Source organism: Pseudomonas triticicola (assembly GCF_019145375.1).
GTDB lineage: Bacteria > Pseudomonadota > Gammaproteobacteria > Pseudomonadales > Pseudomonadaceae > Aquipseudomonas > Aquipseudomonas triticicola.
The window spans coordinates 682,285-696,909 of record NZ_JAHSTX010000001.1 but is presented as its reverse complement, the minus strand read 5'-3'; the positions used below and the strand labels follow the sequence as shown (position 1 = coordinate 696,909).

Here is a 14,625-nt window from a genome sequence, read left to right as displayed (position 1 = left end):
AATGGCGGACCTGCTCAATATCATCCTGCGGTTCGCCTTGTACGTGGATTTGCTGCTGTTGTTCGGCCTGGCGTTGTTTGGCTTGTACAGCTTCAACGCGCTGCTGCGGTTCCGTCCGTTGTTGCGGGGCATGGCGGTGACAGGGGCATTGCTGTCAGTGGCCGGGCTGGTGCTGATGACCCGCGCCATGAGTGGCGAAACCCAGCTCGCGGCGTTGTGGCCGCACCTGCAGATGATGCTGCTGGAAACGGACGTTGGCCTGGCGTGGGCGCTGCGGATGACAGCGCTGGCCATCGTAGTGATCCGGCCGAGTCTGTGGCCAGCGTCGTTGGCAGGCGCCATTGCCCTCGCTTCGCTGGCATGGAGCGGGCACGGAGCGATGGACGAAGGATGGCTGCGGTTCTGGCACTTTCTCAGCGACATCTTGCACTTGCTTGCGGCGGGAGCGTGGTTGGGTGCCTTGCTGGCGCTGGTGTTGATGGCGAGCGGGCGGATCGGTGACACACGCTTTCGCCTGCTCGCCGATGCAGTGAAACGCTTCGAATGGGTGGGCGCATTGATCGTGCTGACGGTGTCGGTCACCGGCGTGATGAATTATCTCTTCATCGTCGGCCCAAGGCTCGACGGAGTGCTGTTCGGGACCTACGGGCAGTTGCTTACGATCAAGGTGCTGGCGTTTGCCGTGATGCTGGTGCTGGCTGCGTTGAACCGCTTTCATCTTGGACCGTCACTGCAACAATCGCTGCGCGACGGCCAGCACCTCATCGCCGCGAACGCGCTGCGGCGCAGTGTGGTGATGGAGCTGGCCCTTGCCCTGTTGATCGTGGCGCTGGTGGCGTGGCTGGGCACATTGAGTCCGGACCCGGGATGACACCCGTGGAAGGCTTTCACTACACTGGGCCACCTTCCCTTTCAGAAGCCCGATCTCAATGACAACACTAAAAAGCACGATGATCCTCGGCGGCCTGCTGACCCTGGCGACTGGCGCTCACGCCGATCCCGCCACGTCCCACCTCGACAGCATTCAGCAACAAGGCCAGTTGCGCGTCTGCACCACCGGCGACTACAAGCCCTATACCTTCAAGCGCAACGATGGCGACTTCGAAGGCATCGACATCAGCATGGCCCGCTCCCTGGCCGACAGCCTCGGCGTCAAGGTGCAATGGGTGCAGACCACCTGGAAAACCCTGATGCCCGACATGCAGGCCGGCAAATGCGACATCGGCATGGGCGGCATCTCGGTCACACTGGAACGGCAGAAAAAAGCCTACTTCAGCAACACCCTCGACACTGACGGCAAAATCCCGCTGGTGCGCTGCGCCGACCAGTCCAAATACCAGACCATCGACCAGATCAACCAGCCCAACGTGCGCCTGGTGGAACCTGCCGGCGGCACCAACGAAGCCTTCGTCCACGCCTTCCTGCCCAAGGCACAGCTGGCCCTGCACGACAACGTGACGATCTTCCAGCAACTGCTCGACAACAAAGCCGACGTGATGATCACCGACGCCTCGGAAGCGCTGTATCAGCAGAAACTCAAACCGGGGTTGTGCGCAGTGAATCCGCATAAGTACATGCAGTACGGGGAGAAGGCTTACTTGCTGCCGCGTGATGACATGAGTTGGAAAGTGTATGTCGATCAGTGGCTGCATTTGAGCAAGGTCACTGGCAAGTATCAGCAGACGTTGAGTGAGTGGATAGCGGTGCCGCAATAAGCCACTGAACCCGGCCACCGCGCGCGTTGAGGGAACGGTTCGCTCAATGCACGCGGTGTCGGGAATCTGAACGTGCTCAAACTGAATGCATTCCTGGCCGGCCTGCTGTTCGGCGTCGGTTTGGGGATAGCCGGCATCTGCCCCGGCCCGGCGGTGACCATCCTGTTGACGGGCCACTGGCAGGCAATCGTTTTCGTATTGGCGATGCTCGCAGGCATGGGCCTATTTACGTTGCTGGAAACCCGACGCACCCCGTGACCGCAGAACAACCGGCATTCAGGCGCATGGCACTCACGGCAGCCAGTGTTGGTGGCTGTCAATGTTTTGCATAAGAGCGCGGATTGGATGATCTCCCCAGCCACGCACTCGTCGAGATCTGCGCCAACGATCTGAACGAGGGCCTGGCGAACCAGTAGCCCTGCATCAGATAAATGCCGCAATCGGCGAGAAAGTCTCTTTCCTCGGCATTTTCTATGCCCTCGGCGATCACTTCCACGCCCAACTCTCTGCACATGTTCACCACGTTGCGCACGATCGTCTGGCGTACGCGGTCACGGTGAATATTGCGGATCAGCGCCATATCCAGCTTGATCAGGTCCGGTTGAAAATCCGCCAACAAGTTAAGGCCGGAATAGCCTGCGCCAAAGTCGTCGATGGCCGTCTTGAAACCAAACTCACGATACTCACGCAAGATATTCATCAAGTGTTTGTTGCTTTCGACGTGCTCGCCTTCCACAGCCTCGAAGATCAGCCGCTCCAGCGGAAAGCCGTACGTGCGCGCCGCTTCCAGCGTGCTGCGAATACACATCTCCGGCCGGTAAACGGCATTCGGCAGAAAGTTGATCGACAGGTACTGCGTCATGCCCAAGTCAGCCGCCGTGGAAATCGCCCGCACTCGACACAGTTGATCGAATCGATAACGGTTCTGATCGTCCACCTTTTCCAGGACAGACAAGGCGCCTTCGCCGTTCACGCCGCGAACCAACGCTTCATGGGCAAACGTCGTTTGATCGCGCAGGTCCACAATGGGCTGGAAAGCGAAGGCGAAATCCATCTCCGGCACGCCTTTGTTCCTACAGCCCTGGCAGCCTCCGGGAGACGCGAATGATTTTGGAAAGTCGGTCATGAACCACCTGATGACGGGGTGCAACCTTCCATGGCGATAAATAAAACAGCTGCTGGCCTTAGTTATCTGCAAACAACGCAATAACTTCAGCCTCCGCGGCGCCTGAATAGTTGAAGGCACCGCGTGCGCCAAGTTGAAAAGATCAGGTGCGGAAATGCGCGGTCATTCGCTGCAGGTCCTGCCCAAGTGACGCCAACTCGATCGTCGCCGCCGCACTTTCTTCGCTGGCGACAGCCGACTGGTCAGCCACATCACGCACACTGACAATGCTGCGGTTGATTTCGTCGGCCACGGCACTTTGCTGCTCGGCGGCGGCCGATATCTGCAGACTCATCTCCTGGATCGTACCGATGGACTGATTGATCTCGGTAATCGCCAATTCGGCTTTCTGCGCCAGTACCACCGTATCGAGGGTGCGTTCGCGGCTTGAGGTCATCAGCGTCGCGGCCGCTTGCGTGCCTTGTTGCAGGGTGACGATCAGCGCTTCGATTTCCTTGGTCGAGTCCTGCGTGCGCTGTGCGAGCGAGCGCACTTCGTCTGCCACCACAGCAAAACCACGACCCTGCTCACCCGCCCGCGCGGCTTCAATAGCGGCGTTCAACGCGAGCAGATTGGTCTGCTCGGCGACGGCTTTGATCACATCGATGACTTTGCCGATCTGCTCGCTGTCCTGAGTCAGCACATTCATCGCACCGCCCAACTCTTCAATGGCTATGGCAAGTTCGCTGATCTGCACCGTCGCCTGCTTGACCACCGTGCTGCCGTGGCGCGCCTGCTGATCGGCGAGGGTCGCGGCAGCGGAGGCATCGGTGGTGTTACGCGCAACTTCCTGCACCGTCGAAGCCATTTCGTGCATCGCCGTGGCAACTTGATCCACTTCACTTTTTTGCTGACGTACACCTGCGCTGGTCTGCTCGCTCATGGCCGAGAGCTTTTCCGCAGAGGTGGAAATCTGCGTGACGCCATTGCCGATACCTTGCACCAGCGTGTTCAGGTTCTGCGCCATCTCCTGCATCGCATTTTGCAGATCGCCCAACTCATCTTTGCGCGCAGACCTGGCCTGGACCGTCAGGTCGCCTTTGGCAATCCGTCGTGCCAGATCAACCGTCAGCGCTAGCGGCGCAGTGATCTGGCGCGAGATGACCACCGAAGCCAACAGCCCGATCACCAGCGCCAACGCAGTCAATACCGCCATCTGAATAAAAGCCGAATGCTGATCCTCATGCGCAAGGCGCTGCTGGGTGTCCATCAGGCCACTCATGATCTTGTCCATCGCCTTGCTTTCCTGGTCGACCTGCTCGCGCATGTTCTGCTTCTGCTCAAACAGTCCGGCCACTTCCACCAGTACTTCGCGATAACGGCGCATGCCGGCGTGGGCTTCTTCCAGTTGGCTCGACAGCGCCGTCGGCAGGCTGGTGCGCGCCTTGCTGATATCACTCAAGAAGGTATCGATGGTTTCCATCAGCAGTTTTTTGTTCACGTCGTTGGGCACCGCGATGTAACGACGCAACATCAGGCGAAACGTGGTCATGCCATTGCGCAAATCGGCCACCGTGCGCAGCTCCCGAACGCGTTCGCCATCGGCAGACGCCAGTGCACTGGTCGTGGTGCCTTCAAGCATGCTGGCAAAAGTTTGCGCGTACTTGTCCGACAGCGCCGTCAGCGGTTTCAGCGCATCGGTGGTCGACTGATCGGCAGCGATCAGCCGTTTGACCTTCTGGTCGTAGGCAACAATCGTGGTTTGCAAAGCCTTCAAGGCTTGCTGGTTTTCAGCGCGGGTCAAGGTATCCAGTGCCTTGCCCACAAGGCCCTGCAAGACATTCAACTGCGCGTTATAGGACTCGGCGAACGCTGCGTCAGCGGCGGCTTCGTACTGTTTCTCGGACAGACGCATATTTTGCGTAGCGTCATTCAACGTGCCGATCAGACGCGTCGTACTCAAGCGATCAACCAGCACGCTGTTGCTGTTATAGCCAATGAAGGCAACCGCCAAAACGGCCAGCAGAAGAATGCCGAAGCCGGTTCCCAGCTTGCGGGAAACTTTGATGTCACCGAGGAAATTCGATGCTACTGCCATATTCAGCCTCAAACGTCCTGACGCGAAACGCCAGGCACAAAAATTGATCTCCGGTAACCACAGTTACCGTCCAGACATTCAGGGGTCGTCATCCAGGGCGTAATACGGGACGCTCCAGCTGTCCCGGAAATGCAAATGCCAATGCTGTGGACGCGTCGATAAATCCGCGACGCGAGCACCGGTAGACAAACCCTTCACGTCGCAAACAGAGCATTTGCACGCTGGATTTATCGTTTCAGCAAAGGTGTCTGGAGGGATGCTATTAATTTTGGGAAAACTTGTACAACTTTATATTTTTGTATAAACGTTGAACTTTTTGAGTGGCATGATGACGCATTGCCATCATGATTTGTGGCACATCGCTACTGGCGTGAAAATCCGATGAAAATGTCAATTCAGAACCCGCCCCTCTGCAGCAACGGCGTGCCGCATGCCACAGAGGGACACGGGTTTACGGCTTGATTTCGACCTTATCCAACGCCTGATTCACCGCCAACTCCGCCAACATCACCACCTGCGCAATGCCTAGCGCAGATTTGCGGCGCGAGTTATCCAGCGTCGCGGCAAAGTTGTTGAGCATTTCGGAGGCAGAACCCAGGGTTTCGCAGGCATTGGCCAACAGGGATTCCATGTCGTACTTCGGATTGGCAAGGTACATGCGTTCGGGCTCATCGGTGCTGGCCATGATTAGGCTGGCGGGAAGGAGATAGTGATCGAGCGCGCGCTCGGCGGCTTCGTGGAGTTTTTTGGAATTGGCGGATTCGTAGGGGGATGCGGGGTCGGTTTCTGGCGGGTTGGGTGTTGGTTTGAACATGGTGTAACTCCTGACGGATAAACGAAAAGGAGCCATCACTCTCGCTACCAAACGAAGGGTGGAGGCCATACGCAGGTTGGTAGACCGGTCGTCAGGAACCCCGGCGCATCCGAAGACGCCCCGCGCATGACCACCATAAAACGAAGACGAGAAACGTCGTCGCAAGACAGTAGTCTTGTGCTTCTGACGGAACGGGCTACCAAACCCGATCACTGTTTTCAGTGACCCGGAGACGATAAAACCCGCAGGCTAGACGCACAAGCCGGCGGATTCTGTCTTAGGTGTAGGGGGAGGCGCAAGGTGGTGTAGGCCTTAGACTGCACCTTCTCGACCAACCTAAACAAGAGTGGTTTTCGCTGTTTAAACTCACAATAAATAGATACGTTCCTATTCCCGTCCCAGCGATCATCCGGCCGCGCATAACCTGCCTTGTTGAAGCGACATGGCGTGTTTGAAAAGCGTTTGACTAGACAATGCTGGACGGCATGGTGGCACTCCGCTAGTCTCAGGATGGTTACCTCAGCGAATTTCTAGGATCGATAATGGAATATCTCACGCATATATTTACTTTTTTAGTTGGGCTAGGCGCTGGATGGACTGCGAAAATCGTAGTTAGCAAGATCCAAACTAATAACTCTCAAAAACGAAAAACCGCGCAGAACAACAACACCGTTCATGGCGATATGGCCGGTGGTGACATGAACAAAAATAATCGGCAGTAAACGACGTGTCTGATCAGTCTAACAACATCGTACATGGCGACATGGCTGCTGGAAATATTAATAAACTTAATATTGATATGCGCCAAGGTACAACTCTCAACGAGTTGACCCTGCTTTATGCTCGCCTTCGAGCCGCAGAAGTTGACGAAAAAGATGGCTCTGGCTTCTGCGAAAAACTTAATCATTACCTAGCAGCACCAACGGAAGGCGACGTCCGTGGACTTGAAGCAAAGCTTCGGGAGAGCGGGAGAACTGATCAGCTTTATTTTGCGATGAGTCAAAAAGAGCAAGCTGCCAAAATGGTAATGAGGCAGCAATCCTCAAGAGTTGCGCAGAGAATCTATACCATCTTATTAGATGAGCTTCACACAAACTATATGCTCGCAGTCACGCCAGTGATCGAATCAGGTGGCGATCGAGTTGTAGTTGACGCAGCAATAAACAGTATCCTTCACAACATATGTTCCATGCTCGGCGAGAATTTTTTGGAGATTTCTGTCAAGGACCTACTGGGGTTGCTTTATTTTCTTGGAGGTAACTGTCACATAAGGTGGGACAAATATGCTGATTTATCATCCAGCCTATGATGCATACCATTGCGTATTTCGAATGCTTTCAATTTTATCCGTAATACCAAGCCTTGAATACGACAAAGCTAGGCTCCTAGACTTTTATCTGACCTTTCCCTCAGCGGTACAAACGATCACTCTCCCAAAAACTTTATCTCATGGCAAGCGTACTGCGAAGAAATTCGAAAATATTTATCACGATCCTTTTGACCCCTTCCTCATCTTTAAAGATATGCGCGCCATTCAAATATCAGCCATTGGATGCTTAGTAGCTTCAGGAATAGTCGATCGCTCTAGTTATGCAGAAGGCATAATATCGCGAACAAATGTAAAACTACCAAAGTCCCTAGAAACAAGAATCTCGGTTTTTTTAGAAAGCCGCCCGGAGATTGGAGATTTTATTTTACAAGATTTGGCGATACTTCCCTTGAGAGGCATCAATGGCTTAAAGCACAGAACGGGCTTATTGGAGTATAAGTATGACATATCTTAAGCCTACACTCAGCGTACGTAGACTTATAGTACTGCAAGGGGGACATCGCGCTTTCGACTGTACTTTTCACGATGGTGTAAACATTATCAGAGGTCGCAATAGCTCCGGAAAAACCACAATTATGGATCTTTTAGCCTATTCGTTGGGGGCCGAAAACATAAGATGGAAGCCGGAAGCTCTGATGTGCTCCGCAACTATGGTTGAAGTCCACTTAAATGGAGTAGCCGCTACTCTTCTGCGAGATATCGAACCAGAAAGTCAGAGACCGCTGAATATTTTCTGGGGAAGTATTGAGGCCGCTCTTGTCGCTGGAGTAAATCACTGGGAGCGTTATCCATTTCGGCGTTCTGAGCAGAAAATAAGTTTCTCTCAAGCCCTCTTCTCCGCTTTGGAAATCCCACAAGCCCAAGGAGCAGCCGCCTCAAATTTAACAATGCACCAATTGCTACGCGTATTGTATGCAGATCAACCTTCAGTACATAGCCCAATATTCAGAACTGATAATTTCGATAGCGCTTTGACGAGAGATATGGTCGGCGGCTATCTCTGCGGTGTTTCTGATGACGATCTTTACTCTGCCCAATTAGAGGTGAGAGAGGTTGGAAAATCACTTGATAAAATTATTGGTGAGCTACGAGGTATATTTAATGTCTTAGGTCGATCTGGACAAACTCTGGACATTGAAGCCTCCAGGAGCGTAATCCCAGCGCTTGAAGCTGAGCGAGGAAGATTGACTGAATACATTGTCGGCTTAAAAGCAGAACGATCTCTATCAAAAAAAGAAGCCAACACGGCCTCTGCCAAAGTTGATGGAATCCGCTCCAAGCTAAACTCCGCAAAGCAATATGAAGCCATCCTTAAAGACGGATTATTAAAATTAAACTTAGAAATAGCAGATTCTAAACTTTTCTTGAAAGAGCTAGAAGAGCGGCTTTCTGGGTTGGATGATTCAAAGGAAACACGAAATTACTTCGGAGCACTATCATTTTTATTTTGCCCTAGTTGCTTGACAGAACTCACACCCCAGGCTTCCGAGGGACACGATTGCCACCTGTGCAAGCATGAGTTGACTGAGGGAGCGAGCAGTTCAAATATATTGCGAATGAGAAACGAGTTTTCTATCCAAATCAAAGAATCCTCGCTCCTACTTAAAGCAAAAGAAGAAGAGGCTACGAAACTTTCCCGTGACATTCCTCTTGCTACAGAAGCTGCCAAGCGACTTGAAGCCGAATATAGCTCTATATCATCTCACTGGTCGAGTAATATTGAAACTCTTCTTGAAGACTCAGCAAGACGCCTAGGCTCTTTAGATGAAGAGATAAAACAGGCTTATGAGAACCAAAAACTTTTCACTGTAATTTCTGAATTGCAAAAAAACAGAAACGAATTAACTTTTAAGGTCGAAAAACTAAACGACCTCATTAACAACCTGGAAAGAAAGCAAGAAGCCAGAAAACGAGAAGTCTCATCAAAGCTTTCTAGCAACATGATAGAGTTACTAAAAAAAGACTTACAATTACAACCTGAATTTATAGATGCAAATACTGTTGAATTTAGCTTTATCGATAACACGGTTCTCGTTAACGGCTCTCGAAATTTTTCGGAAAGCTCTGCAGTCGTCCTTCGTCATGTATTCCATCTTGCGCTACTTAAAACCAGTGCAGAACTGTCGTACATGCGAGTTCCTCGTTTCATGATGCTTGACGGCATCGATGATGGGGGTATGGAAAAAGAGCGCAGTCATAATCTTCAGGCATTAATTGTTTCCGAGTGCGAGAAGATCAGCGTTCCATTTCAGGTTATCTATGCTACGTCAGAGATAAATCCGGATCTCCAAAATGGAGAGCTGGTTGTTGGACGCTACTTCAACCCGGAATCTCGGTCGCTTAACGTATCAACTCAATTATTTAGCGCTTAGCAACATGGGGACTAATTTATTTGCCACCCAGAAACACAGAATAAATACAGCGCAAATAGTTACGTCCCCTTTTCCCACCCAAAACTTTGGCACCGACCTGGGCCGACGAGTGCTACCGAATCAAGGCTCCCCAGCTTTGAACACGGCGCGGAAATCGGATATCTGGTCTGAGAACAAAACCCCGAGCCTCCCCGTCTTGATATTCATACCGAGGTCCCGCTGACTGGCAATGTGTTCGATGGTTTCTGCATATTGTGGGGCGAGTCTACCTACAAGATAATTAATGAAGTCCTCGACTACCTTTCGGTCTTGTCGAATCGTATCAAACTTAATTGATCGCAAAGAGGCGCCAATGGACTCGCTCCACATATCCTCATATTGGAGAAACAAAGGAATCTTTCCTCGGAAATAAACATCTCCCATTGCGAGCTTCGGCATCTCTATATTCCCATGTAAAAGGTCATTCCGATCATTCATTAGAGTGTGAAATGCCTTACACTCCTCTGAGGCATAATCCACTACATTCGAAAAGCCTATGCAGTGCACGGACAACATTTGTACCCTAACATCAATTGGCTGACGGACGACGTTTTGAAAAAGGCGATCGTTAGCCTTAATCTCGGGACGAGCAAGTACGAATATGAGAAGATTCACAAATGATTCGGCCAGCACGGGTAGCATGGCACGGAGACCAAATACAAGACCAACGGCGGAGCTGTATCTTTCGTTTAGAGCCTGCCAGCGATATTTAAACTCGTCAAAGTCAGTTCCTTCGCCAGGATGAGGCAGTCGGTCCCTACGAGGATCAATATCTAGCATATCGAGTTGCTTAAAATTCTGCTCAACCGAACTTTTTATCCTACTATAGGGATTAAAAAATCTGGTCCACTTTTCAAGTTCTAGCCGAAAAGCAGATATTTTCTTGCCATAGCTTTTAAAATCAGACTTAATTTGACTTATAAACATCTCAAGAGTTAGACCGGAATCAACAAAATCTCCTATCAAGTGAACCTCAGTCCGAAAGTTCATCCCCAAAATAGAAACGACACCCCGCTCACTAGCAAGTGTCCACTCCCAATGAATTAAGTTATCCGAATCATCTTTTCTCAAAAAGTTCTGAATACCGTTTGGCTCTCCATATTTGGCATACAGATAACAGTAAAGATCAATGGGTTTTAACTCGTTTACAAATTCCCACCTGAGCCCCCGCTTCGGCAATTTCCCTCCGAACACAATATTTTTCACGCAGTGAGGGTGCGGTGCTTCCAGCTCAACAAAAAAATTTTCCATGGTGCGCTCCATTGCTTGGTCGTTTGAATAGACCTCAAGGCATGGTGCAATTGCAACGACTGAATTCGGAGACAATTGTTCAACTGCGCGGGTTATGACCGTTACCGTACGCGAGCGTGAATCCCACCACGGTAGAGTCCTAATGGAAGCCAACGAGCGTAGCGATGGAATGAACCGGGGAATCCCTCGTACTGAGACCTCCTGGGAATCAGGAGGGCAAATAGGGGGCAGACCACAATATGTCTCATCAGTGAGCTAGAGCACGTAGTAACGACGCGTAAGCCTCCGTCCTATCCCAATCCTGATAAACTCCCCCCACCTTCGCCTTTCTGATCCAGATTCCCCCAATGTCCCTACAACCCGTCACACTCTCCCGCCGCTTCTCCGTCGCCCCGATGATGGATTGGACGGACCGCCATTGCCGTTTCTTCCTACGCGTCCTGTCCAAGAACGCCCTGCTCTACACCGAAATGGTCACCACTGGCGCGTTGCTCAACGGTGATCACGAACGTTTCCTGCGTCACAACGAAGCCGAGCACCCGCTGGCGTTGCAGCTCGGTGGTAGTGTTCCGCTCGATCTCGCCGCCTGCGCGCGCATGGCCGAGGAACATGGCTACGACGAGGTGAACCTGAACGTCGGCTGCCCGAGTGATCGTGTGCAAAACAACATGATCGGCGCGTGCCTGATGGGGCATCCGCAGTTGGTGGCCGATTGTGTGAAGGCGATGCGTGATGCGGTGTCGATTCCGGTGACGGTGAAGCACCGGATCGGCATCAACGGGCGCGACAGTTATGCCGAGTTGTGCGATTTCGTCGGGACTGTGCGGGATGCCGGATGCACGAGTTTTACCGTGCATGCGCGGATTGCGATTCTGGAGGGGTTGTCGCCGAAGGAGAATCGCGACATTCCGCCGTTGCGCTATGACGTCGCGGCGCAGCTGAAGGCGGATTTTCCGGAGCTGGAGATTGTGCTGAACGGCGGGATCAAGACCATGGAGGCCTGCCATGAGCATCTGCAGACGTTCGATGGCGTGATGTTGGGGCGTGAGGCTTATCACAATCCTTATCTGCTAGCGGAGGTCGATCAGCAACTGTTCGGCAGTACCGCTCCGGTGATCAGTCGGGCTGAGGCGTTGGCGCAGTTGCGGCCGTATATCGCCGAACATCTGCTGGCCGGTGGCGCGATGCATCACATCACTCGGCATGTTCTGGGCCTGGGCACCGGTTTCCCCGGGGCGCGCAAGTTTCGTCAGTTGTTGTCGGTGGATATTCACAAGGCCAAGGATCCGCTGGCGTTGCTGGATCAGGCGGCTGAGTTGCTTGAAGGTCGTTGATTGATGGTTTGCGTATGCGGGCGGCGCATGAGCGTTGCCCGGTATTTTGATGTACTGACAGGATGTCTTTTGTTTATGCCCGCGTTTACTTTTTCAGGTCTCAAGCGTTTCACCCTCCTCGCTTTGTTCAGCTTCACTTCCGACGTTTATGCGCACTGCGATGGCTTTTGCATGGGCCGTACCGATACGCCGTGGGAGGTGACGCAGCTTTCCGGCTTCACTTTGGTGTCTTTAATCCTCGCACCTATTTCGTCTAGCCAGGAAACGACCGACAGTCACAAGCGTGTTTACTCTGCCGAGGAGCAAGAAGACGCGCGACTCTATCTGGCCAGCGACGGCATGCTGCAAGCCGCGTATTTCACCTCGGCCTTGCAGCGCTTTCGTCAGGAGTCGTCGGATTCGACGTTAAACGATCTCGCCGTGGCCGCGTTGATCAGCGCGCAGTGATCAGGCAGCCGCTGCGGCGGTCCAGTTGACCCAGCCAAACAGCCACGTCGCCAGAATCAGCAAACCAAAACCGATCCGGTACCACGCGAACGCGGCATAGCTGTGGTTGGCGATAAATTTCAGCAGGCCACGTACGGCGATCATGGCGAAGATGAACGCGGTGACGAAGCCGAGGGCGAAGACTGGCAGATCGTTGGGCTGGAACAGGTCGCGGTATTTGTAGCCGGAATAAACGGCAGCACCAACCATGGTCGGCATGGCGAGGAAGAACGAGAACTCGGTGGCGGCTTTGCGCGAAAGGCCAAAGAGCAGCCCGCCGATGATGGTCGAGCCGGAGCGCGAGGTGCCGGGAATCATCGCCAGGCATTGTACGAAACCGACCTTCAACGCGTGGGACCAGCGCATGTCGTCGACATGTTCGACGCTGACTACATGGCTGCGCTGTTCGGCCCACAACATGACGATGCCGCCAACAACCAGGGCCACCGCAACGGTGATCGGGTTGAACAGGTATTCATGAATCGCGTCGGCGAATAACACGCCGAGGATAACGGCCGGGAAAAACGCGATCAGCAGATTAAGGGTGAAACGTTGCGCGTTGCGCTCGGTGGGCAGGCCTTTGACGATTTCGAAGATCTTCGGACGAAATTCCCAGACCACAGCAAGAATGGCCCCCAGTTGAATAATGATGTTGAACGCCATGGCGCGTTCGCCGCCAAACTCGAGCAGGTCGGCGACAATAATCTGGTGACCGGTACTCGAGATGGGCAAGAACTCGGTCAAGCCTTCAACCGCGCCTAATATCAACACCTGGAAAAGGGTCCAGAAATCCATTAATCCTCCGTCAGAGCACTCAGGGTGAGCGACCAGTCAATAACACTCAGGGGTTGAGTATCTGAAATAATGCATACAGCGATTCGCCGATCCGGAAGAATAGGGTTTATGCAGAGTTAGACTCAAGAGCTGTTAGTAATCGTCGGCCGACGAACTAAACGGAAAAAATTTACATCTATTACAACAAATATTTCAGTTCAGATATGAAGTGTGATCAACCTCACACATTGTTGACATGGCCAATCAGTGGCAAAAGGACATAGACAAAGCCATCGCCACAAGCTCAAAATAGTGGCACCATTGCATATAGCCATCATCTACGCGCTAGTTCACAACCCCGAGAAAATCAACTAAAAGCTTGAAAAACTTAGTTATTGTTAGAAATCTCGGGAGACACGTCTAAAATCCGCGCAAATGTTACCAATTGTCAGTCACAGATAAGAACCGGTGCTTTAACATCCCGATGTCAGCACCTAATTCGAGTCAACGCATGATGCTCTCAGGGAACTTGGCGACGAGAAGTCCGCGCCCGACAAATGATGAATCCGGTGTTCTTGCGCTGGGTCGTACACTGGGTGTGGCTGATCATTTGAGATCGCTGATCGCAAAGCACGTGCAGCCCGATATGACTCTGGAAACAGGTGCTTTCACTAGTTCATATAAGCAGCACGGTTACATCGGTTCCTACCGCGCCATTTTCGTCATCATCGATAGTCCACAAGCCATCGAAGAAAATCTGGCCCTGGTGCAAAACCTGCGCGATGACAACTTGAAGCCGCTTATTTGCGCAATTGTCACCGGCCGCGGTGCCGTCAACAAGATCAAGTATTTTCTCGCCGGAGCGGATGCCTGTATCAAGCTCAACACATTGAGCGATGACAGCGAAGACTTGCTCGCGGAGTTCTTCAACAGCGAAGACTGGCAACGAGATATCAATCTCACGCTTGATCCGACGCGGATCTGCCTGATGGACAGTCGGCGCAAACTGGATATCTCTTTCGCCGAAATGAAGATCCTCGAGGCCTTTGCGCACACCGGCAATCACATTCTGAGTCATGATGAAATCGCCAGCATCATGGGCCTCAACGCCAATTTCTACGACCCTCGGGCACTGGAAAAATCAATCAGTCGCTTGCGTGGAAAAATCAAGGACATGTATGGTACAAACGCGATTCAGAGCATCCGCGGCTACGGCTATCGCCTGATGCGGGGCCTGATATCGACTGCCTGAGTCTCGGGCAGTCTTCCCTTTTGCATACGAACGAAGGATCGTCTGATGCAGCCAT

Annotated in this window: 14 protein-coding genes and 2 pseudogenes; 10 read left to right on the top strand and 6 right to left on the bottom strand. The window is 52.5% G+C overall.

Annotated elements, in window-relative coordinates:
• Position 1 precedes the first annotated feature (1 nt).
• The 3 genes and pseudogenes from copD to KVG85_RS03140 all read left to right on the top strand — a co-directional run.
• On the top strand, positions 2-871 hold the full coding sequence (copD, locus tag KVG85_RS03150; RefSeq protein WP_016775437.1) for a copper homeostasis membrane protein CopD: 870 nt from the start codon (positions 2-4) through the stop codon (positions 869-871).
• Between the two features lie 58 nt (positions 872-929).
• Positions 930-1,715 (top strand): transporter substrate-binding domain-containing protein, encoded by a 786-nt coding sequence (locus KVG85_RS03145; protein ID WP_024013599.1) that lies wholly within the window; start codon positions 930-932, stop codon positions 1,713-1,715.
• 99 nt (positions 1,716-1,814) lie between these two features.
• Positions 1,815-1,973 (top strand): annotated as a pseudogene (locus tag KVG85_RS03140) (DUF6691 family protein); the annotation flags it as partial.
• A gap of 58 nt (positions 1,974-2,031) precedes the next feature.
• Here the strand turns inward: KVG85_RS03140 and rimA are convergent.
• The 4 genes and pseudogenes from rimA to KVG85_RS03125 form a co-directional block, all read right to left on the bottom strand.
• Positions 2,032-2,841: a S6 modification regulatory phosphodiesterase RimA gene (gene rimA / locus KVG85_RS03135; RefSeq protein WP_217862953.1), complete on the bottom strand. Its 810-nt coding sequence runs from the start codon at positions 2,839-2,841 to the stop codon at positions 2,032-2,034.
• Between the two features lie 142 nt (positions 2,842-2,983).
• The gene (locus KVG85_RS26235; protein ID WP_437182192.1) at positions 2,984-3,688 is read right to left on the bottom strand and encodes a methyl-accepting chemotaxis protein; all 705 of its coding nucleotides are present in this window, start codon (positions 3,686-3,688) and stop codon (positions 2,984-2,986) included.
• Positions 3,689-3,889: 201 nt separating this feature from the next.
• Positions 3,890-4,918 (bottom strand): annotated as a pseudogene (locus KVG85_RS26230) (methyl-accepting chemotaxis protein); the annotation flags it as partial.
• A 451-nt stretch (positions 4,919-5,369) separates the two neighbouring features.
• Positions 5,370-5,732: a DUF6124 family protein gene (locus KVG85_RS03125; RefSeq protein WP_217862951.1), complete on the bottom strand. Its 363-nt coding sequence runs from the start codon at positions 5,730-5,732 to the stop codon at positions 5,370-5,372.
• A gap of 542 nt (positions 5,733-6,274) precedes the next feature.
• Between KVG85_RS03125 and KVG85_RS03120 the strand changes: the two genes are divergently transcribed.
• From KVG85_RS03120 to KVG85_RS03105, 4 genes are read left to right on the top strand one after another with little or no spacing between them, the layout of a single operon-like run.
• On the top strand, positions 6,275-6,454 hold the full coding sequence (locus KVG85_RS03120; RefSeq protein WP_130929008.1) for a hypothetical protein: 180 nt from the start codon (positions 6,275-6,277) through the stop codon (positions 6,452-6,454).
• A 5-nt stretch (positions 6,455-6,459) separates the two neighbouring features.
• Positions 6,460-7,041 carry an ABC-three component system protein gene (locus KVG85_RS03115; RefSeq protein ID WP_367615306.1) on the top strand — a complete coding sequence of 194 codons (582 nt, stop codon included), beginning with the start codon at positions 6,460-6,462 and terminating at the stop codon, positions 7,039-7,041.
• On the top strand, positions 7,016-7,516 hold the full coding sequence (locus KVG85_RS03110) for an ABC-three component system middle component 5 (RefSeq protein ID WP_217862950.1): 501 nt from the start codon (positions 7,016-7,018) through the stop codon (positions 7,514-7,516). The genes KVG85_RS03115 and KVG85_RS03110 overlap by 26 nt, the downstream gene beginning before the upstream one ends.
• On the top strand, positions 7,503-9,434 hold the full coding sequence (locus KVG85_RS03105; RefSeq protein WP_217862949.1) for an AAA family ATPase: 1,932 nt from the start codon (positions 7,503-7,505) through the stop codon (positions 9,432-9,434). The genes KVG85_RS03110 and KVG85_RS03105 overlap by 14 nt, the downstream gene beginning before the upstream one ends.
• Before the next feature lie 120 nt (positions 9,435-9,554).
• Here KVG85_RS03105 and KVG85_RS03100 read toward each other — a convergent pair whose 3' ends face one another.
• Positions 9,555-10,724, bottom strand: coding sequence for a hypothetical protein (locus tag KVG85_RS03100; protein ID WP_217862948.1), 1,170 nt, complete (start codon positions 10,722-10,724; stop codon positions 9,555-9,557).
• 347 nt (positions 10,725-11,071) lie between these two features.
• Between KVG85_RS03100 and dusA the strand changes: the two genes are divergently transcribed.
• Positions 11,072-12,058 carry a tRNA dihydrouridine(20/20a) synthase DusA gene (gene dusA / locus KVG85_RS03095; protein WP_217862947.1) on the top strand — a complete coding sequence of 329 codons (987 nt, stop codon included), beginning with the start codon at positions 11,072-11,074 and terminating at the stop codon, positions 12,056-12,058.
• A gap of 27 nt (positions 12,059-12,085) precedes the next feature.
• Positions 12,086-12,505 (top strand): DUF2388 domain-containing protein, encoded by a 420-nt coding sequence (locus KVG85_RS03090; RefSeq protein ID WP_225926624.1) that lies wholly within the window; start codon positions 12,086-12,088, stop codon positions 12,503-12,505.
• On the opposite strand, the gene KVG85_RS03085 is transcribed toward KVG85_RS03090, so the two are convergent.
• Complete coding sequence (locus KVG85_RS03085) at positions 12,506-13,339, bottom strand: undecaprenyl-diphosphate phosphatase (protein ID WP_016775449.1); 834 nt, start codon at positions 13,337-13,339, stop codon at positions 12,506-12,508.
• 490 nt (positions 13,340-13,829) lie between these two features.
• Here KVG85_RS03085 and KVG85_RS03080 point away from each other — a divergent pair, with 490 nt between their 5' ends.
• Positions 13,830-14,570 (top strand): winged helix-turn-helix domain-containing protein, encoded by a 741-nt coding sequence (locus KVG85_RS03080; protein WP_122508335.1) that lies wholly within the window; start codon positions 13,830-13,832, stop codon positions 14,568-14,570.
• The last annotated feature ends 55 nt before the right edge of the window (positions 14,571-14,625 follow it).